19 protein-coding genes are annotated in these 18795 nt (G+C 64.2%); 1 reads left to right on the plus strand and 18 read right to left on the minus strand.

What is annotated here, in order from left to right; translation table 11 throughout:
• Window positions 1-94 precede the first annotated feature (94 nt).
• Window positions 95-718 carry a LysR family transcriptional regulator gene (locus IVB19_RS19855; protein WP_026232872.1) on the plus strand — a complete coding sequence of 208 codons (624 nt, stop codon included), beginning with the start codon at window positions 95-97 and terminating at the stop codon, window positions 716-718.
• Here the strand turns inward: IVB19_RS19855 and IVB19_RS19860 are convergent.
• From IVB19_RS19860 to nuoH, 18 genes are all read right to left on the minus strand, one after another.
• A complete protein-coding gene (locus IVB19_RS19860; RefSeq protein WP_051112980.1) occupies window positions 633-1775 on the minus strand; it encodes an ABC transporter ATP-binding protein in 1143 nt (380 codons plus the stop codon). The genes IVB19_RS19855 and IVB19_RS19860 overlap by 86 nt on opposite strands.
• Window positions 1768-2748 carry an ABC transporter ATP-binding protein gene (locus tag IVB19_RS19865; protein WP_018455073.1) on the minus strand — a complete coding sequence of 327 codons (981 nt, stop codon included), beginning with the start codon at window positions 2746-2748 and terminating at the stop codon, window positions 1768-1770. The genes IVB19_RS19860 and IVB19_RS19865 overlap by 8 nt, the downstream gene beginning before the upstream one ends.
• Window positions 2745-3566 carry an ABC transporter permease gene (locus IVB19_RS19870; RefSeq protein WP_007603580.1) on the minus strand — a complete coding sequence of 274 codons (822 nt, stop codon included), beginning with the start codon at window positions 3564-3566 and terminating at the stop codon, window positions 2745-2747. Before IVB19_RS19870 ends, IVB19_RS19865 begins: the two co-directional genes overlap by 4 nt.
• Entirely contained in the window at window positions 3563-4486 is a 924-nt protein-coding gene (locus tag IVB19_RS19875; protein WP_085384783.1) for an ABC transporter permease, read from the minus strand. The genes IVB19_RS19870 and IVB19_RS19875 overlap by 4 nt, the downstream gene beginning before the upstream one ends.
• Window positions 4487-4546: 60 nt before the next feature.
• Window positions 4547-6136: an ABC transporter substrate-binding protein gene (locus IVB19_RS19880; RefSeq protein ID WP_018455075.1), complete on the minus strand. Its 1590-nt coding sequence runs from the start codon at window positions 6134-6136 to the stop codon at window positions 4547-4549.
• A 131-nt stretch (window positions 6137-6267) separates the two neighbouring features.
• Window positions 6268-7548 carry an S-methyl-5-thioribose kinase gene (mtnK, locus tag IVB19_RS19885; RefSeq protein ID WP_018455076.1) on the minus strand — a complete coding sequence of 427 codons (1281 nt, stop codon included), beginning with the start codon at window positions 7546-7548 and terminating at the stop codon, window positions 6268-6270.
• Between the two features lie 35 nt (window positions 7549-7583).
• On the minus strand, window positions 7584-7931 hold the full coding sequence (locus IVB19_RS19890) for a hypothetical protein (RefSeq protein WP_007603574.1): 348 nt from the start codon (window positions 7929-7931) through the stop codon (window positions 7584-7586).
• A 28-nt stretch (window positions 7932-7959) separates the two neighbouring features.
• Window positions 7960-8235, minus strand: a complete 276-nt coding sequence (locus tag IVB19_RS19895) for a DUF1467 family protein (RefSeq protein WP_018455077.1) — start codon at window positions 8233-8235, stop codon at window positions 7960-7962.
• Window positions 8236-8244: 9 nt separating this feature from the next.
• The gene (gene mce, locus IVB19_RS19900) at window positions 8245-8649 is read right to left on the minus strand and encodes a methylmalonyl-CoA epimerase (RefSeq protein ID WP_018455078.1); all 405 of its coding nucleotides are present in this window, start codon (window positions 8647-8649) and stop codon (window positions 8245-8247) included.
• Between the two features lie 12 nt (window positions 8650-8661).
• Window positions 8662-10332 (minus strand): ribonuclease J, encoded by a 1671-nt coding sequence (locus tag IVB19_RS19905; protein ID WP_018455079.1) that lies wholly within the window; start codon window positions 10330-10332, stop codon window positions 8662-8664.
• Window positions 10332-11138 carry a biotin--[acetyl-CoA-carboxylase] ligase gene (locus tag IVB19_RS19910; RefSeq protein WP_018455080.1) on the minus strand — a complete coding sequence of 269 codons (807 nt, stop codon included), beginning with the start codon at window positions 11136-11138 and terminating at the stop codon, window positions 10332-10334. Before IVB19_RS19910 ends, IVB19_RS19905 begins: the two co-directional genes overlap by 1 nt.
• Window position 11139: 1 nt before the next feature.
• Entirely contained in the window at window positions 11140-12576 is a 1437-nt protein-coding gene (gene nuoN, locus IVB19_RS19915) for an NADH-quinone oxidoreductase subunit NuoN (protein WP_018455081.1), read from the minus strand.
• Window positions 12577-12598: 22 nt separating this feature from the next.
• Window positions 12599-14107: an NADH-quinone oxidoreductase subunit M gene (locus tag IVB19_RS19920; RefSeq protein ID WP_018455082.1), complete on the minus strand. Its 1509-nt coding sequence runs from the start codon at window positions 14105-14107 to the stop codon at window positions 12599-12601.
• Window positions 14108-16207, minus strand: coding sequence for an NADH-quinone oxidoreductase subunit L (gene nuoL / locus IVB19_RS19925; protein WP_247819834.1), 2100 nt, complete (start codon window positions 16205-16207; stop codon window positions 14108-14110). It lies immediately after the preceding gene.
• 61 nt (window positions 16208-16268) lie between these two features.
• Window positions 16269-16577 (minus strand): NADH-quinone oxidoreductase subunit NuoK, encoded by a 309-nt coding sequence (gene nuoK / locus IVB19_RS19930; protein ID WP_015685769.1) that lies wholly within the window; start codon window positions 16575-16577, stop codon window positions 16269-16271.
• Window positions 16574-17212, minus strand: a complete 639-nt coding sequence (locus IVB19_RS19935) for an NADH-quinone oxidoreductase subunit J (RefSeq protein WP_018455084.1) — start codon at window positions 17210-17212, stop codon at window positions 16574-16576. The genes nuoK and IVB19_RS19935 overlap by 4 nt, the downstream gene beginning before the upstream one ends.
• 9 nt (window positions 17213-17221) lie before the next feature.
• Window positions 17222-17710, minus strand: a complete 489-nt coding sequence (gene nuoI, locus IVB19_RS19940) for an NADH-quinone oxidoreductase subunit NuoI (protein ID WP_026232873.1) — start codon at window positions 17708-17710, stop codon at window positions 17222-17224.
• Window positions 17711-17724: 14 nt separating this feature from the next.
• A complete protein-coding gene (gene nuoH, locus IVB19_RS19945; RefSeq protein ID WP_018455085.1) occupies window positions 17725-18792 on the minus strand; it encodes an NADH-quinone oxidoreductase subunit NuoH in 1068 nt (355 codons plus the stop codon).
• Between the last annotated feature and the right edge of the window lie 3 nt (window positions 18793-18795).

The following is an 18795-nucleotide window of genomic DNA, read 5'->3' on the forward strand; positions in this document are numbered from 1 at the left end:
GCGCCATCACCGCTCCGCAAAGCATCATTGCTGCGGTTCAGCGCAAGAAAATCTATTGCAAGGCCACAGCCCATCAGTGTCAAAATGGAGCCCGATGACCTACGCCCTTCCCCCACTCAACGCGCTGCGCGCCTTCGAGGCCGCCGCGCGGCATCTCAGCTTCAAACTGGCCGCACACGAGCTGCACGTGACGCCCGCCGCCGTGGGGCAGCAGGTGAAGGCGCTGGAGGCGCGCCTCGGCGTGCAGCTCTTCGAGCGGCTGCATAAGCAGCTCGTCCTCACCGTCGCCGGTCAGGCCTATCTGCCCGGCGTCTCCGAAGGCTTTCGCCACATTGCGGAGGCGACCTCGCAATTGAAACCGGCAGGTGCGGTGCTGCTGCAATTGGGCATCCATGGCGGCTTCGACCTCCGCCGCCTCGACCTGGCGGCGTTTCGCAGCACGCATGCGGAGATCGGCTTGCGGGTGCTGCACCCGGCCGGCCTGCACGAATTGGTCGAAGGCAAGGTCGACCTGTTGCTCGCCCGCGGCCTCGGCCACCATCCCGGCTATCGCTGCGACCGGATCGATCAGGGATCGGGTTTGGGTGATTGGCTGGTTTCGCCTGAAGGCACCGCGGATTGTCCGGAGATCGTCAGTTTTCGCGCGTGGCTGCGTGCGCTGCCGGCGGAGAACTCGATAGCGAATCGCCGCCCTCGTCTGGTTGGTGGCAGACGATAGGCTCGACCGGCACGGAGGGTAACGGAGATAGAGCGACGCTCGCTGCACCAATTTCGTCACTTCGCCAACACCTCACCGCGTGCCCGTCCGCCCGCGTTTCAAGCACAGGCCCCGGCTCGCGCCGACACACAGCCTCCGCATACCGGCATCGCGGGCTGAATGCGCATCCGTTCGGCGGATTGAGCGGGTTGGGAAGGTCGCCCCCTGTCGTCGCCAGCGGCGCATGGCGCAAGGGATCGGGGATGGCGGCGATCAGGGCTTGCGTATAGGGGTGCGCGGGCCGTTCGAAGATCTCGCGCCAGTGGCCGTTCTCGACGATGCGGCCGAGATACATCACGGCGACCTTGTCGCTCATGTGTTCGACGACGCCGAGATCGTGGCTGATCATGATGTAGGAGAGGCCGAGCGTTTCCTTCAATTCCAGCAGCAGATTGATGATCTGGGCGCGGATCGAGACGTCGAGCGCCGAGACCGGTTCATCGCAGATGACGATCTTCGGATTGAGGATCAGCGCACGCGCAATGCCGATGCGCTGGCGCTGGCCGCCTGAGAATTCATGCGGGTAGCGGTCGGCCTGCTCCGGCCGCAGGCCCACATGCCGCAGCATCTTCGCGACGCGGTCCTCGATCTCGCTCTTGGCCGTGACGCCATGCACGCGCAGGGGATCTTCCAGCGTGCGGCGAACGGTCTGGCGCGGATTGAGCGAGGCGTAGGGATCCTGAAACACGATCTGCACGATGCGGGCCAGCGCCTTCCGATCGCCGGATGGTCGGTTGGTCACGTCCTGTCCGTCCAGCACGATGCGGCCGCGCGTCGGGGTCACGAGGCCAAGGATCGACAATGCGACCGTCGACTTGCCGGAGCCGGACTCGCCGACGAGGCCGAGGCATTCGCCCCGCTTCAGGGTGAGATCGACGCCGTCAACGGCACGGAGCAGCCGCCGGCCGCGCCCGAGCAGGCCGCCTCCGAGCGGAAAATGGACCGCGAGATCTCTGACGCTGAGAATGACATCGTCGTCCGGCCGTGTTTCAACCAAACTAGCTTGCGGCTCATGCATGGTGGTGACACCTGACCAGGCCGCCGGCGTCCAGCAAATCCGCTTCCGGCGGGGTGGTCCGGCAAATATCGGTCGCCTGCGCGCAACGCGGATTGAACCGGCAGCCGTTGGGGAAATTCGTGATGGCCGGGACCACACCCGCGATCTCCGTCAGGCGGGTGCGGCCAAGCGCTGCGCGACTGCCGAGCCGCGGCAGCGAGGCAACCAGGCCTCGCGTATAGGGGTGCGAGGGTGCCCGGAAAATATCGGCCGAGCCGCGCTCCTCGACGATGCGGCCGGCATACATCACGGCCACGCGGCGGCAGACATTGGCGACCAGCCCCAGATCGTGGCTGATCATCAGGATTGCGGTTCCCCGCTCGGCACACAGATTCCGCATCAGCTCGATGATTTCGGCTTGCACGGTCACGTCGAGCGCCGTGGTCGGCTCGTCGGCGATCAGGAGATCCGGACCGCAAGCGAGCGCGATGGCGATCATCACGCGCTGGCGCATGCCGCCGGACAGCTGGTGCGGGTAATCCTTCACGCGCCGCTCCGGGGCGGGAACGCGCACGCTCGCCAGCGCCTCGACCGCCAGTCTATCGGCTTCCCGCCAGCTCTTGCCCTTGTGCAGCACGAACATCTCGGCGATCTGCCGGCCCACCGGCGAGACCGGGTTGAGCGCCGTCATCGGCTCCTGGAAGATCATGGCGATGCGATTGCCGCGCAGATCCCGTTGCCTGGCGGCTGAAAGGTGCTGGATCTCCCGTCCCTCAAACCGGATGACACCGCCGCCGATCGACAACGGCTGCCGCAACAGGCCGATCAAGGCCAGCGCCGTGATGCTTTTGCCGCAGCCGGATTCGCCGACAAGGCCGAACGTCTCGCCGCGATCGATGCGGAATGAAATGCCCTCGGCCGCCGCAACGCGCCGCGATCCATCGTCGAGATCGATACGCAAATCCTCGACTTCGATCAGCGGCGTGCGGGTCATGTGCGCCGGCTCCGCGATTGCGGATCGAGAATGTCGCGCAGGCCGTCACCGAGCAGATTGAGGCCGAGCACCGTCAGGAAGATCGCAAGGCCGGGAAACACCGAGAGCCACGGCGCGGTCGTGATCTGATCGCGGGCATCCGACAACATGCTGCCCCAGCTCGGAAACGGCGGGCGGACGCCGAGGCCGAGGAACGACAACGCGGCTTCGGACAAGACCGCGCTGCCCATGCCGAGCGTGCCGATGACGACGATCGGCCCTAGCATGTTCGGCAGCAGCTGCGTGATCATGATGCGGAGATCGCCGTAGCCGAGCACGGTCGCGGCCTGCACATAGCCCTGGCTCCTCAGCGACAGCGCCGAGGCCCGCGCGATCCGGCACGTGAAGGACCAGTTGGTCAAGCCGAGTGCGATCAGCAGGCTGGTCAGGCCGGGACCGAGCACCGCCATGATGGCCAACGCGAAGATCAGCGAGGGGATCGCGAGCATGAGATTGGTCAGGCCGTTGACGACATCGTCCCACCAGCCGCCCCAATAGCCGGCGCTCAGGCCCAACGCGACGCCGATGACGCTATTGATGAGCTGCGAGACGATGCCGACCGTCAGCGAAACCCGCGCGCCATAGACGACGCGGGAATAGATGTCGCGGCCCTGGTCGTCGGTGCCGAACCACCAAGTCCAGCTCGGAGGCTCTTCCGCGTTGAGCAGATTGGCGTCGAGGACAGGATCGGTATGCGCCAGCCATGGCGCGAGCAGGCCGACCAGGATCGCAAGCGCGAACAGCGCGCCACCGATGATGAGATTGGCGCGGAGCTTCATGCGTATCTGATCCTGGGATCGATCACGCCGTAGAGCACGTCGATCAGCAGATTGATAGCGAGAAAGGACAGCACCACGACAAGAATGGAGCCCTGGACGGCCGGAATGTCGCGCTGCAGGACACTGTCGACCAGCAGCGAGCCGATGCCCGGCCAGGAGTACAGCTTCTCGACCACGACCGCCTGCCCCATCAGCGCGCCGAACTGCAGGCCAACGGTGGTGAGAATGATGACAAGCGCGTTGCGCATCACATGCCACTTCACGACTCGGGTCTCGCTCATGCCCTTGGAGCGCGCGGTGCGGACGAAATCCGCGGTCATGATCTCGAGGACCGCGGCGCGTGTCGTCCGCGCGAACAGCGCCATCGGCGAGACGCCGAGCGTCACGGCCGGGAGGATCAGATATTTCAGTCCGCCATCGCCATAGCCGAAACTCGGCAGCCAGCCGAGCTTCAACGCGAACAAGTACATCAGCACCAGTCCGAGCCAAAATTTGGCGATCGAAAGGCCTGATACCGCCACGACCATGGCCAGCGTGTCGACGATACCCCCCGGCTTCAGCGCGGCGATGAAACCCAGGGGAACACCGATCACGACGGAAAACGCCATGGCGGTGAAGATGAGCTGGAGCGTCGGCCATATCCGCTTGGCGATCATGAACGTCACAGGCTCGCGCGTCCGGAACGACGTTCCGAAATCACCGGTCGCAAGCTTGGCGATGTAGGCGCCGAAGCGGACATAGACGGGATCGTCGAGCCCGAGCTGCTTCTTCATGCGCAGCTCGACCTGCGGATCGGCATCGTCGCTCATCGACGAGACGATGCTGCCGGGAACGACGCTGAACAGCACGAACACCAGAGCCACCACTGCGAGCACGGTCGGAATGGTCTGCAGCAGGCGGCGGAACAGGAAGGAGAGCATCGGCACTTTTCCTCTCTCCCTCCGTCGTTCATGGCGACGGAGGGAGCGCGAGAGCGCGTGTCACTTCGCGGGCGAGGTCTCGTCGACCCAGAGGTCTTCGACGTTCTGATGGGTCAGTTCGGTCGCATTCAGCTGAACCCCCTTGAGCCACGGCTGCACGGCCATGACCGCCTTGTTGTAGTTGAAGAACCAGACCGGCGCCTCTTCGTAGAGAACAGCATTGGCCTTCTGCAGCAGCTGGGTACGCTTTGCAGCGTCATCGGACTGCCCCGCCTCGTCGATCAGCTTGTCGAACTCGGCATTCTTGAAGTTCATGTAGTTGCAGGCCGACTGCGGTGTCGATGAGTGGAAGCATTTGAGGGCGGCCTGCGGATCGGGTCCGGTCGCCTGCGAATAGACAAAGGCCTGGTAGTCGCCGCTGCGAACCACCTCCGCCAGCACCGCGGTCTCGACCTGCTTGACCTTGGCCTTGATGCCCACCCTGTCCAGCATCGGGATCACGGCCGAGACGATCGGCAGACCCCAGCTCTCGTTCTGGCTGGTGGTCCATTCGAATTCGAAGCCTGAGGGATAGCCGGCGTCGGCGAGCAGCTGCTTGGCCTTGGCGGGATCGAAGGCGTAGGGCTTCATGGCCTTGTCGTAGGCGGTAGAGGTGAGCGGCAGCCAGCTGGTGGCCCGGTAGGCCTTGCCCTTGACCAGCTTGTTGATGATCAGGTCGGTGTCGATCGCGTAGTTGATCGCCTGCCGGACCCGCTTGTCGGCGAACGGCTTGAACGCGGGATTCATCCCCATGTAGCGGGTGAAGACCTCGGCGACTTCCACGACCGTGCCCTTGAGGTCGGCGTCGTTCTGATAGGCGACATATTGCGCCGGTCCCAGCACCGAGGTGTCGATCTCCTTGTTGCGGAAGGCGACATCGCGTGCCGCGGCCTCCCCCATGACCGACACGATGATCTTGTCAGCGTAGGGCTTGCCGGGCTTGTAGAACCGATCCCAGCGCTCCAGAACGATGCGCGACCCCGGCACGTGCTCGACGAATTTGAAGGGTCCAAGACCGATCGGCTTCTGGAGAAAGCTCTCCTTGGCGGCCTCGTCGGCGGGATAGATCGACGTGATCGCGTTCCAGAAGTAGAAACCTGGATCGACCTTCTCGGTCAGCTTCATCTCGAAGGTAAAGTCGTCGATTTTCTTCAGGCCGGAGATCTCCTTGGCCTGGCCCTTCTCGACCGCCGCCGCGCCCTCGATCACGCGGACATAGCGCGCACCGGGATAAGCCTTGGTGCCGTCCATGATGCGGTTGTAGGTCCAGATGATGTCGTCGGCCGTCATCTTGCGGCCGTTGTGGAAATAGGCGTCGTCGCGCAGCTTGAAGGTATGAACGAGGCCTCCGCCCGAGACGACGTCCTCCTTGGCAAGCTCCAGAACCGGCTTGCCTTCCGTGGAATTCCAGATGTAGAGCGACCGGTGCAGCGCCTTGGCGTAGATCTCGTCCTGGGCGCGCTGCGTGGTAAGAATGTCCAGGCTGGTGAAGCTCGAGCCATAAGGCGCGGTCATGCGGATGGTTCCGCCCTTGCGCGGCGTCTGGGCCTCCGCCGAGGCCACCAGTGCCAGCCCCAAACCCGCGATGATCGCCACTATCCTGAACATCATGGTCCCTCCGACAACGCAGCGTGCTCTGGTCCGAGAGTTGACCATCCACGGCACGTCGAGCGCAAGCGTCTTGAAGGGGTTGACGTATGCGAGCGTCGCGCGCGGGCCCCACCGATTTGCGCAGAAGCCCGCTAGAACTCCGGCTGCCAGTCGCGCAATTTTCGCGCTGCAGCGGTGACATCCGCGATGGTCGGAAACGCCCCCACCTCGAGCATCATCGCCCTTGCCAGCCTGACGGCGCGTGCTTCGCTGATCGCGCGCCGGCGCGGATCCTCGATCAGCTCGAAGTCGATATTGTGGGCGAGGCCGAAGATGCGGCGGATGGTTTTTGCCGCGGCGAAGCCGACCGTGTCCGCGAACAGCCGCTGCATGTAGGCCTGCCGCTCGGCTTCCAGCCGTGCCGCGCCTGTCTCGCCGGCGAACAGTGAGGCGGGATAGGCATCGCCTGCGGCGCCAGCGCGCCAGAGCTCGAGGAACTTTCGCGTAAAATCGTTCCAGACCGTTTCCACCGTCTCCAGCACCCAGGCCTCGAAAGCACGCCGTTCGCCCGGCGTGCGCTCATGCCCGGCGGAGGCAAAATAGGCCATCAGGAGGTTGGCCAGCACGGCGCCGACATCGAAACCCATCGGGCCGTAGAACGCGAATTCGGGGTCGATCACCCGCGTCTCGCCGCCCGTGACCATGATCGAGCCGGTGTGCAGGTCGCCGTGGAGCAGCGCCTCGGGGCTCGCCATGAACTTCAGCTTCAACCGGGAGATCGCGACGTGGAGGTCCATATCCTCGCGAAGCTCTGCGGCGAGCGCATCGAGATACGGCGCAGTCCAGCGGTTCTGCTCGGCGACGCGGTAAGGATCGGTGAAGATCAGATCCTCGGTGATCTTGCACAGCGCATGGTTGCCGGCGAAAGCTGCGATGCCCTGCTTCTTCTCGGCCGCCGACACCGCGAGGTCGGAGGTGAAGAACAATGTCCGCGCCATGAAGGTGGTGATGTCATCGACAAAGCGCGGATACTGCGAGCCCGCAACCATCCCCTTGCGCATGATGATGTGGGGCTCGAGCAGCTCCATCACCGTCAGCGCCAGGGCCTCGTTGTGATGCAGCAGCGCCGGCACGAGGCCGGGCGCGAGCTCGGCCTGCCGCGACAAAGCGAGATATTCGTAATGAGCCCGGGACAACGGCAGCGGCCAGCTCTCGCCGACGAGGCGGACATAGGGCAGCGCCTGCTTCACGGCGATGCCGCCGCGGCCGCCCTTGACGATGAAAACGAGATTGAGATTGCCGTCGCCGACTTCGGTGATCGACCAGGAGGCCGGCTCGCCGCCGAGGGTCGCGGCGAGATCCGCAACGCCCGCGAGATAGTCCCGCAACGCCGCCTCATGCAAAATCCGGTAGTCCCCCTGCCCCTGCGCCATGACGATCCCATCCCATGCTTGGCATGGCCGAATCGTTACTCCCGCTCCAGGAAGCTCGAGCCGATCTCGGCCTTTCTTTTGATCGGATCGTAATCACAATAGACGCTGTCCGCCACCAGCGTGTAGCTGGCGCTGACGGTGTATTTGTCTGTTTTGACCGAGTTCAGGCCGATCACCGCGGTGCTCTTGCCGCCGTTCCATTTGAATGGGGTCGAGCTCTTGGCCTGCTCGCAGGCGATCACGGCCTCGTTGAAGACATAGCCCTCGACGAACGCCTTCAGGGTGCGCACCTGCACGGCCATCTTCCACTCGAAATAGCCGATGGCGCCGAGACCGGCGACGATCAGCACTAGAAGCGCGACGACGATCCTCTGAAAAGTCATTCTTCCCCCAACCAAGCCAACCACGAAATTAAAACGGCATGCCCATCAATTTCGACAGGCGCTCGATCGACAAATAGCCGGCGTGATAGGCGACCATGGCGATCCCGTAGATGACCGCCGAGATGATGGTGGTCCAGATCAGCTTGCCCCCCATCCGCGTCAGGATCGGCGCGCCGGGGTCGCTGCCCGGCACTCCGACGCCGTCCTCGTGCTGGCTGCGCACGCCAAACGGCAGCGTCAGGAACAGCGCGACCCACCAGATGACGAAGTAGATCGCGATCGCGGTTGATATCTGGATGGCCATGGCTTCGGCCTATGCCTGCTCGATTTCGACCAGCGCGCCGGAAAAATCCTTCGGGTGCAGGAACAGCACCGGCTTGCCGTGGGCGCCGATCTTCGGCACGCCGTCGCCGAGCACCCTTGCCCCCTCCTTCACCAGCGTGTCGCGCGAGGCGATGATGTCGACCACCTCGTAGCAGACGTGGTGGATGCCGCCGTCGGCGTTGCGGTCCAGGAACTTTGCGATCGGCGAGGCCTCGCCGAGCGGCTCGATGAACTCGATCTTGGTGTTGGGCAGCGTCGCGAACACCGTGGTGACGCCATGCTCGGGCAGCGCGACGGCCTCCGAGATCTGGGCCCCGAATGCGGTGCCATAGATTTTGGCGGCCTTGACGGCGTCCTTGGTCGCGATCGCGACATGGTTGAGCCGGCCCAGCATGTTTCTCTCCCGTTACACTGTCAGCACATGTACCAGACAGGGGGGCTTTTTGCCCCAATGTTCGTTGATCACGGAGCGGACAGCGCGTCGCACCGACTCCGCCAGCGCATCCGGGTCGCGACGGCGCGCCTTCGGCAGGCCCTCGACGGTGGAGACCACGGCGTCGAAGACGAGGTCGTCGAAGGGCTCGCCCGCTTTGTTCTTCTCGGGGATACCGACGAGTTCGACCGCGGGATCGTCGGCAAGCTCGCCCTGCTCCGTCATGGCGATGGCGACAAAGGCGCAGCCGGAGAAGGCCATGCGGCGCCGCTCGCCCACCGCGCGGGACTTGGAGTCCTCCAGAATCGTGCCGTCCTTGTAGAGACGGCCCGCAGGCACTTGCCCAATGATGCCGGGATCGCCGGGGCCGAGCTTGACGAGATCGCCGTTGCGGCAGACCAGCACGCGCGGCACGCCGGCGGCACGCGCGAGCTTGGCGTGCTCGTTCAGGTGCAGGGCCTCGCCATGGACGGGGATCAGGAGCTGCGGCCTGGTCCAGGCGATCATGTCGCGCAATTCGTCGCGGCGGGGATGACCGGAGACATGGACCAGCTGGTCGCGGTCGGTGATGACCTCCACGCCCTGCAAGACCAGGCCATTGATGATGGCCCCGACCGCCTTCTCGTTGCCGGGAATGGTGCGCGAGGAGAAGATGACGCTGTCGCCACGGTTGAGCGTGATCTCGGGATGGTCGTCATTGGCGATGCGCGCCAGCGCGGCACGCGGCTCGCCCTGGCTGCCGGTGCAGAGCGCCAGCACCTTGTCCTGCGGCAGATGACCGTAGACCTCGGCGGAGCGGAAACTCTGCACGCCGTCGAGATAGCCGGTCTCGCGCGCGACCTGCACCACGCGTTCCATGGCGCGGCCGACCACGACGACCTCACGGTCGGCGGCCTTCGCAGCGATGGCGACGGCCTTGAGGCGCGCGACATTGGAGGCAAAGGTCGTGACCGCGACGCGGCCCTTGGCGGCCTTGACGAGCTCGGTGATGGAGCTCGCAACCTCGGCTTCCGAGGGTGAGCGGCCGTCGCGCACGGCGTTGGTGGAATCACCGATCAGGGCGAGCAGGCCCGCATCGCCGAGCTCCCGCAGCCGCTTTTCGTCGGTCGGGCGGCCGATGATCGGGGTCGGATCGATCTTCCAGTCGCCGGTGTGCAGCACCGTGCCGACTTCGGTGTGAATCGCCAGCGCATGCGACTCCGGAATCGAATGCGCGACCGGGATGAACTCGACGTTGAACGGACCGATATCGACGCGCCCGCCCGACGGCACCACCGTCACCGGGATCTTGGGCGCATTGCGCTCGGCGGCGCACTTGGCCTCGAACAGCGCGGCGCTGAACTGCGTCGCGTAGATCGGACATTTCAGCTTCGGCCAAAGGTCGATGATGGCGCCGAAATGATCCTCATGGGCGTGGGTCAGCACCAGCCCCATCAGATTCTTGCGTTCCTTCTCCAGGAAGCTGACGTCGGGCATGATCAGGTCGATGCCCGGCAGATGCTCCTCGTCGCCGAAGGAGACGCCGAGATCGATCGCCAGCCAGGCGCGCTGCTGGCGGTTGCCGAGGCCGTAGATCGACAAATTCATGCCGATCTCGCCGACCCCGCCGAGCGGTGCAAATACCAGTTCTTCAGGCTTCGCCATCACGCAGCTCCCACGGAGGCGGCCGTGCCGAAGAACACCTCGCCCGCGGCGACCGGCACGCGCCGGCCCTCCGCCGTGCGGACGATCAGGCAGCCGGTGTCGTCGATCGTGTCAAAAATGCCGTCCAGCGTCATCACTCCCGTGTGGATCGCGACCCGCTCGCCGAGGCCGGCGGCGCGCTCCAGCCACAATTTGCGAATTTCGGCAAAGCCACGGCCATTGTCCCAGATACCGCGGAATTCCACCCAGGCATCGGAGAGCGCCGAGAACAGCTCCTCCGCGCTGATCTGGACGCCGAGCGCGGCCAGCGACACCGCAGGCGTCGGCGTACCCTCGGGCGCGGCGACGACGTTGGTGCCGATGCCGACGACGATGGCAAGACGGTCGCCGATGGCTTCGGCCTCCAGGCCGATGCCGACCAGCTTCTTGCCGCCGGCCAGCACGTCGTTCGGCCATTTCAGGGCGTAGCGGGGACGGCCCTCGCCGAGGCGCAGTGCAGCCTCCAGGCTAACCTTCTCCAGGGCGGCCTCCTCGGCCAGCCCGGCCGCAAAGCCGATCGTCGCGGCGACGGAAGGGGCGACGTCGAGGACTTCGAGGACGCTAGCTGCAAGGTTGCCCTTGGGTGCGATCCAGGGGCGCTGACGGCGGCCACGGCCGGCGGTCTGCTCCGACGTCACGAACCACATCGGGCCGCGTTCGCCGCCCCTCGCGTGCTCGATCGCCTCCGTGTTGGTCGAGCCGGTCCGTTCGAAAGCTGCGAGCTTGTAGCCCGCCGACGCCGCACGAGGACCGAGCGCGAATGCCATCCTAGAACAGCGACTTGGCGGCGGCGGAGGCGACGCTCACCACCGGGCCCGCGAACAGGGCGAACAGAATGTTGAACAGGCCCGCGACCGCCAGCACCGTCTTGACTTCGACGCGCACCGGATCGACCTGCCCGGCCGGCTCGTCGAAATACATCGTCTTGACGATGCTGAGATAGTAGTAGGCGCCGACCACGCTGGAGAGCACGCCGATCACGGCGAGCGTGAACAGGTTCGCCTTGATGGCGGCGACGAAGACGTACCATTTGGCGAAGAAGCCGGCGAGCGGCGGGATGCCGGCGAGCGAGAACAGCAGCATCGCGAACATGAAGGCGAGCAGCGGATTGGTCCGAGAGAGACCTGCGAAATCGCTGATCTGCTCGACCGGCTGGCCGTTCCGCTTCATCGCCAGGATGATGGCGAAGGAGCCCAGCGTCATCGCGACATAGATCACGATGTACATCAAGACGCCCTGCGCGCCCTCGACCGTGCCTGCGGCAAGTCCGACCAGGGCAAAGCCCATATGGCCGATCGAGGAATAGGCCATCAGGCGCTTGATGTTGCTCTGGCCGATCGCGGCGAACGAGCCCAGCGCCATCGAGGCGATCGACACGAACACCAGGATCTGCTGCCACTGCGAGACGATGCCCGGAAATGCAGTCAGCGTGACGCGGGTGAAGACCGCGAGCGCGGCCACTTTCGGGGCCGAGGCGAAGAAGGCTGTCACAGGCGTCGGTGCGCCCTCGTAGACGTCGGGTGTCCACATGTGGAACGGCACCGCCGAGACCTTGAAGCAGAGGCCGGCGAGCAGGAACACCAGGCCGAACAACAGGCCGACATTCGAGATCGTCGCGGCCGCCGCGATGCCGGTGAAGGCCACCGTGCCCGTGAAGCCGTAGATCAGCGAGGAGCCGTAGAGCAGCATGCCCGAGGACAGCGCGCCGAGCACGAAGTACTTCAGGCCGGCTTCGGTCGACTTGGCGTTGTCGCGGTTCGAGGCCGCGACGACGTAGAGCGCCAGCGACATCAATTCGAGGCCGAGATAAAGCGAGATCAGATCGCCGGCCGAGATCAGCACCATCATGCCGAGAGTCGAGAGCAGCACCAGGATCGCATATTCGAAGATGCGGCGCGACGGATCCGACAGGAACTCGGTCGACAGCACCAGCGTCACCGCCGAGCCGATCAGGGCCAGGATCTTCATGAAGCGGGCAAAATCATCGACGATGAAGCTGCCGCCGAAGGTCACGTGCTTGCCCGCGGGCAGCATGTATTCGAGCACGCCGACAACGATCAGGAGCAGCACCGCAAGCGTCGTGACCGTCTTGGTGGTCTCCTGCCCGCGATAGGCGCCGAGCATCAGGAGTGCCATCGCCCCGACCGCGAGCACGAGCTCGGGCAGCACCGGCGCCAGTTGATAACCTGCAGTCTCAAAGCTCATGGCGATATCCTGACCTGCCCGCTCACTGGAGCAGTGCGGCGGCCTTCACGGCCGTCACAGCGGTGTTGTAATTGTTGACGAGTTGCTGGACCGAGGCCGCCGACATGTCGAGCACCGGCTTCGGATAGATGCCGAACAGGATCGTCAGCGCGATCAGCGGGAACAGCGTCAAGCCCTCCCGGAAGGTGAGATCCTTCATGCTCGCCAGCGACGGCTTGACCAGCGCCCCGAACACGACCTTGCGGTAGAGCCACAGCGCGTAGCAGGCCGACAGGATCACGCCGAAGGTGGCGAAGAACGCGGTCGGGATCGAGACCTTGAAGGTACCGAGCAGCGTCATGAACTCGCCGACGAAGCCGGAGGTGCCGGGCAGGCCGACATTGGCCATGGTGAAGACCATGAAGGTCAGCGCGTAGAGCGGCATCCGGTTGACGAGGCCGCCATAGGCCGCGATCTCACGGGTGTGCATGCGGTCGTAGACGATGCCGACGCAGAGGAACAGCGCGCCGGAGACGATGCCGTGCGAGATCATCTGGAACACGCCGCCGGCGACACCCTGCATGGTACCGGCGAAAATGCCCATGGTGACGAAGCCCATATGCGCCACCGAGGAGTACGCAATCAGCTTCTTCATGTCCTCCTGCATCAGCGCCACCAACGAGGTGTAGATGATGGCGATGGCCGAAAGCGTGAAGACCAGCGGCGCGAAGTCGTGCGAAGCCAGCGGGAACATCGGCAGCGAGAAGCGCAGGAAGCCGTAGCCGCCCATCTTCAGAAGGATCGCGGCCAGGACCACCGAGCCTGCGGTCGGCGCCTCGACGTGGGCGTCGGGGAGCCAGGTGTGCACCGGCCACATCGGCATCTTCACCGCGAACGAGGCGAAGAAGGCGAGCCACGCCCAGGTCTGCAGCGAGCGCGGCACGGCGGTGTGCATCAGGGTCGGGATGTCGGTGGTGCCGCCGTTCCAGTACAGCGCCATGATCGCGAGCAGCATCAGCACCGAGCCGAGCAGCGTGTAGAGGAAGAACTTGAAAGATGCATAGACCCGGCGCGGACCGCCCCAGACGCCGATGATCAGGAACATCGGGATCAGGCCGCCTTCGAAGAACAGGTAGAACAGCACGAGATCGAGCGCCGAGAAGGTGCCGATCATCAGCGTTTCCAGGATCAGGAACGCCATCATGTATTCGCGGACGCGGTTGGTAATCGCCTTCCAGCTCGCGATGATGCAAAACGGCATGATGGCGGTGGTCAGGATCACCAGCGGCAACGAGATGCCGTCCACGCCCATGTGGTAGGTGATGCCGGTGGCAAGCCAGTTCGCCTTCTCGACGAACTGGAAGTCGGCGCTCGACGCATCGAACCGCATGACCAGGATCACCGACACAGCGAAGGTGATCAGCGTGGTCCACAGCGCGATCCAGCGCGAGTTGCGCCGGGCCGCCTCGTCGTCGCCACGGCTGAGATAGACGATCAGCGCGCCGACCAGCGGCAGGAACGTCGTGACGGATAGAATTGGCCAGGTCGTCATTTACTGGCCTCCAAAGCCGAACATGAACCAGGTGATCAGGCCGGCGGCACCGATCAGCATGGCGAACGCGTAGTGGTAGAGATAGCCGGTCTGGATTTTCACGACGTTGCGGGTGACGTCCAGCACGCGGGCTGAGACGCCATCGGGGCCGAGACCGTCGATGATGAAGCCGTCACCCTTCTTCCAGAGCTGATAGCCAATCCACTTCGCCGGACGGACGAAGATGATGTCGTAGAGCTCGTCGAAGTACCATTTGTTGAGCAGGAACTTGTACAGCATTGGCTGCGTGTTCGCGAGCTCGACCGGCAGATAAGGCCGGCGGATGTAGAACAGGTATGACACCAGGAAGCCCAGCACCATCATCACCGTCGGCAGGAAGGCGATGGTCTCGGGAATGTGGTGCATCTCCTCGATGATATGCGGGTTCATCTTCACGGACTCGCGGAAGAACTCCTCGATGCCGTGACCGGCGAACAGCTCCTTGAACGGGAAGCCGGCCAGGATGGAGCCGACCGCAAGCACACCGATCGGGATCAGCATCCAGATCGGCGCTTCATGCGCGGCCTCGTAGTGGTGCTCGTCATGCGGCTCGCCGTGGAAGGTCTTGAAGATGAGGCGCCACGAGTAGAACGAGGTCAGGCCGGCCGCGACGACCGTCATCAGGAAGCCGTACATCGCGAACGGATTGTGCGAGGCGTAGGCGGACTCGATGATCGCGTCCTTGGAGAAATAGCCCGCGGTCAGCGGGAATCCCGTGAGCGCGAGCGTGCCGACCACCATCACCGCGTAGGTGTAGGGGATCTTGCGCCACAGGCCGCCCATGTTGCGGATGTCCTGCTCGTGATGCATCGCGTAGATCACCGAGCCGGAGCCCAAGAACAACAGCGCCTTGAAGAAGGCGTGCGTGAACAAATGGAACATGCCTACCGAATAGGCCCCTGCTCCCATCGCCACGAACATGTAGCCGAGCTGCGAACAGGTCGAGTAAGCGACGATGCGCTTGATGTCGTTCTGGACCAGGCCAATGGTCGCCGCGAAGAACGCCGTAGTGGCGCCGAAGAACATCACGACGGCCTGCGCGTTCGGCGCGAGTTCGAACAGCGGCGACAGGCGCGCCACCATGAAGACGCCGGCGGTGACCATGGTCGCGGCGTGGATCAGCGCCGACACCGGGGTCGGGCCTTCCATCGCGTCCGGCAGCCAGGTGTGCAGCAGGAACTGCGCCGATTTGCCCATCGCGCCCATGAACAGCAGCAGGCAGGTCAGGGTCAGCGCGTCGGCGTGCCAGCCGAGGAAGTCGATGGTCTTGCCGGTCAACCCGGGCGCAGCGTGGAAGATGGTCTCGAAATCGGTCGAGCCGGCCAGCAGGAAGATCGCGAAGATGCCGAGCGCGAAGCCGAAATCGCCGACACGGTTGACCACGAAGGCCTTGATGGCGGCGGCGTTCGCCGACGGCTTCTGGTACCAGAAACCGATCAGGAGGTAGCTTGCCAGACCCACGCCTTCCCAGCCGAAGAACAGCTGCACGAGGTTGTCGGCGGTCACCAGCATCAGCATGGCGAAGGTGAACAGCGAGAGATAGCCGAAGAAGCGCGGCCGGTTCGGATCCTCGTCCATGTAGCCGATGGAATAGAGGTGCACGAGCGAGGACACGGTGGTCACGACCACCAGCATCACGGCGGTGAGCGTGTCGACCCGCAGCGTCCAGTAGACCTGGAGATCGCCGGAGAGGATCCACGGCAGCAGCGGAATGCGCATGTCGTGGTGCATGAAGCCGACATCGACCAGCGTCATCCAGGACAGCGCCGCCGACACGAACAGCAACGCCGTGGTGATCAGCTCGGCAGCGCGCGAGCCCGCCGCGGGCGGCTCGGAGACGTGGTGGTCGTCGTGGCCATCTCCGGGTTCGTGATGAGTCTCGTGGACGACCGACGCATCCTCGTTGATCGTGTCCGACGCATGGGCGTGCGCGCCATGACCGTGATCATCGTGATGCTCGACCGTGTCGCCCGAGGCGTTGCGGGCATGCGCGCCGAACAGCGCGATCAGGCCAGCCAGAATGGCGCCCAGCAGAGGCAGGAAGACGATTGCCTGGACCATGATTTACTCTTTCCGCATGATCTGGTCGGAAAACCGGTGTCCACTTTTCCGGATCATGCGATCAGCCCTTCATCAGATTGACGTCCTCAACCGCGATCGAGCCGCGGTTGCGGAAATAGACCACCAGGATGGCGAGACCGATCGCGGCTTCAGCGGCCGCGACGGTGAGCACCAGGAGCGCGAAGACCTGCCCGACGATGTCGCCGAGGAAGGTCGAGAACGCCACGAGGTTGATGTTGACCGCGAGCAGGATCAGCTCGATCGACATCAGGATCACGATGATGTTCTTGCGGTTCAGGAAGATGCCGAGGATCCCGAGCGTGAACAGGATCGCGCCGACCGCAAGATAGTGTCCGAGCCCGATCGTCATTTTACCCACTCCGCCGCGTCAGAGTCCTGGAGCCCCTGCCCGGGCGCCACCTTGCGTATCGCCATCGCTATTTCGGGCGTGCGCGCGTTCTGAATGTTGATGTCCTGCCGCTTGACGCTCGCCTTGTGCCGCAGCGTCAGCACGATGGCGCCGATCATCGCGACCAGCAGCACCATGCCCGAGAGCTGGAAGTAGTGGATGTACTTGGTATAAAGCACCAGGCCCAGCGCCTCGGTATTGGAGACGTTGGTCGGGATCGCCGCCGTGATCGTCTTGGCGACGCCGGGGTTGATGACCCAGAAGCCGACCGTGAGCAGCAGCTCGAACAGGAAGATGCCGCCGATCACGAGGCCGACCGGCAGGTATTCGATGAAGCCCTCGCGCAGCTCGAGGAAGTCGACGTCGAGCATCATGATCACGAACAGGAACAGGACCGCGACCGCACCGACATAGACGACGATCAGGATCATCGCGAGGAATTCGGCGCCCATCAACACGAACAGACCGGAGGCGTTGACGAAGGCCAGGATCAGGTACAGCACCGAGTGCACGGGATTGCGCGAGACAATCACCATCACCGCCGAGGCGACACAGACGCCGGCGAACAGATAGAAGAACAGCGCGGGAAGGATCATGCTCTCATCTCACCGGTACGGCGCGTCGAGTTCGATCGCTTTCGCGATCTCGCGTTCCCAGCGGTCGCCATTGGCGAGCAGCTTGGCCTTGTCATAGAACAGTTCCTCGCGGGTCTCGGTCGCGAACTCGAAGTTCGGACCTTCGACGATGGCGTCGACCGGACAGGCTTCCTGGCAGAGGCCGCAATAGATGCACTTCACCATGTCGATGTCGTAGCGCACGGTGCGGCGGGTGCCGTCGTTGCGGCGCGGACCGGCCTCGATGGTGATGGCCTGGGCCGGGCAAACCGCTTCGCACAGCTTGCAGGCGATGCAGCGCTCTTCTCCGTTCGGATAGCGGCGCAGCGCATGCTCGCCGCGGAAGCGCGGGGAGATCGGGCCCTTCTCGAAGGGATAGTTCAGCGTCGGCTTCGGCTGGAAGAAATAGCGCATGGCGAGGAAGAACGCCGAGACGAATTCCGACAGCAGAAGCGAGCGTGCAGTGGCGTTGATGTTGATACCCATGACGGCCCTCACTTCGGCGCGATGTCGGCGAAGTGCAGCACACCGGCCACCACGATCACCATCGCCAGCGACAACGGCAGGAACACTTTCCAGCCGAGGCGCATCAGTTGATCGTAGCGGTAGCGCGGCACGATCGCCTTGGCCATCGCGAACAGGAAGAACATGAAGAATAGTTTCAGCGAGAACCAGATGATCCCCGGCACCCAGTTGAAGGGCGGCAGGTCCACCGGCGGCAGCCAGCCTCCGAGAAACAAGATCGTCGCCATCGCGCACATCGTGGCAATCGCGACATACTCGCCGAGCATGAACAGAAGATACGGCGTCGAGCCGTACTCGACCATGAAGCCGGCGACGAGCTCGGATTCTGCTTCGACGAGGTCGAACGGCGGGCGGTTGGTTTCAGCCAGCGCCGAGACGTAGAAGATCACGAACATCGGGAACAGCGGCCAGACGTACCAGTTCAGGATGGTGAGCTGCGGCAGCCCGATCAGGCTGGCGAGGCCGCGGACATGCTGCGCCTCGACCACGGCCGAGAGGTTCAGCGTGCCGGCGCAGAGCAGCACCGTGATGATGACGAAGCCGATCGAGACCTCGTAGGACACCATCTGCGCCGCCGAGCGCAGCGCCGCGAGGAACGGATATTTCGAGTTCGACGACCAGCCGGCCATGATGATGCCGTAGATCGACAGCGACGAGATCGCGAAGATGAAGAGAACGCCGACGTTGATGTCGGAGATCACCCAGCCGAGATTGGTAGGGATCACCGCCCAGGCCGCGAGCGCGAGCACGCACGAGACCAAGGGAGCAAGAAGAAACACGCCCTTGTTGGCGCCGGACGGGATGATCGGCTCCTTCAGCACGAACTTCAGGAGGTCGGCGAAGGATTGCAGCAGGCCCCAGGGACCAACCACGTTCGGGCCGCGGCGGATCTGCACCGCCGCCCAGATCTTGCGGTCGGCGAGCAGGATGTAGGCGATCGCCACCAGCAGAACGACCAGCACCAGGACGCTCTGCGCGATCATGATGATCAGCGGCCAGAGGAACCCGGTCCAGAATGCGCTTTCGAAGAATTCCATCGG

The organism is Bradyrhizobium sp. 187, from assembly GCF_023101005.1.
Classification (GTDB): domain Bacteria; phylum Pseudomonadota; class Alphaproteobacteria; order Rhizobiales; family Xanthobacteraceae; genus Bradyrhizobium; species Bradyrhizobium canariense_D.

Bases quoted from the DNA above. Each gene is read 5' to 3' on its own strand.
- IVB19_RS19935 (WP_018455084.1), bottom strand. From the start codon at position 17,212: ATGATCCTTCCCGCGCTGTTCTTCTATCTGTTCGCCGGCGTCTGTGTC.
- IVB19_RS19855 (WP_026232872.1), top strand. From the start codon at position 95: ATGACCTACGCCCTTCCCCCACTCAACGCGCTGCGCGCCTTCGAGGCC.
- IVB19_RS19880 (WP_018455075.1), bottom strand. From the start codon at position 6,136: ATGATGTTCAGGATAGTGGCGATCATCGCGGGTTTGGGGCTGGCACTG.
- nuoK (WP_015685769.1), bottom strand. From the start codon at position 16,577: ATGACGATCGGGCTCGGACACTATCTTGCGGTCGGCGCGATCCTGTTC.
- IVB19_RS19890 (WP_007603574.1), bottom strand. From the start codon at position 7,931: ATGACTTTTCAGAGGATCGTCGTCGCGCTTCTAGTGCTGATCGTCGCC.
- nuoL (WP_247819834.1), bottom strand. From the start codon at position 16,207: ATGGTCCAGGCAATCGTCTTCCTGCCTCTGCTGGGCGCCATTCTGGCT.
- IVB19_RS19865 (WP_018455073.1), bottom strand. From the start codon at position 2,748: ATGACCCGCACGCCGCTGATCGAAGTCGAGGATTTGCGTATCGATCTC.
- nuoH (WP_018455085.1), bottom strand. From the start codon at position 18,792: ATGGAATTCTTCGAAAGCGCATTCTGGACCGGGTTCCTCTGGCCGCTG.
- IVB19_RS19895 (WP_018455077.1), bottom strand. From the start codon at position 8,235: ATGGCCATCCAGATATCAACCGCGATCGCGATCTACTTCGTCATCTGG.
- IVB19_RS19910 (WP_018455080.1), bottom strand. From the start codon at position 11,138: ATGGCATTCGCGCTCGGTCCTCGTGCGGCGTCGGCGGGCTACAAGCTC.
- IVB19_RS19875 (WP_085384783.1), bottom strand. From the start codon at position 4,486: ATGCTCTCCTTCCTGTTCCGCCGCCTGCTGCAGACCATTCCGACCGTG.
- nuoN (WP_018455081.1), bottom strand. From the start codon at position 12,576: ATGAGCTTTGAGACTGCAGGTTATCAACTGGCGCCGGTGCTGCCCGAG.
- IVB19_RS19870 (WP_007603580.1), bottom strand. From the start codon at position 3,566: ATGAAGCTCCGCGCCAATCTCATCATCGGTGGCGCGCTGTTCGCGCTT.
- mtnK (WP_018455076.1), bottom strand. From the start codon at position 7,548: ATGGCGCAGGGGCAGGGGGACTACCGGATTTTGCATGAGGCGGCGTTG.
- IVB19_RS19920 (WP_018455082.1), bottom strand. From the start codon at position 14,107: ATGACGACCTGGCCAATTCTATCCGTCACGACGTTCCTGCCGCTGGTC.
- mce (WP_018455078.1), bottom strand. From the start codon at position 8,649: ATGCTGGGCCGGCTCAACCATGTCGCGATCGCGACCAAGGACGCCGTC.
- IVB19_RS19905 (WP_018455079.1), bottom strand. From the start codon at position 10,332: ATGGCGAAGCCTGAAGAACTGGTATTTGCACCGCTCGGCGGGGTCGGC.
- IVB19_RS19860 (WP_051112980.1), bottom strand. From the start codon at position 1,775: ATGCATGAGCCGCAAGCTAGTTTGGTTGAAACACGGCCGGACGACGAT.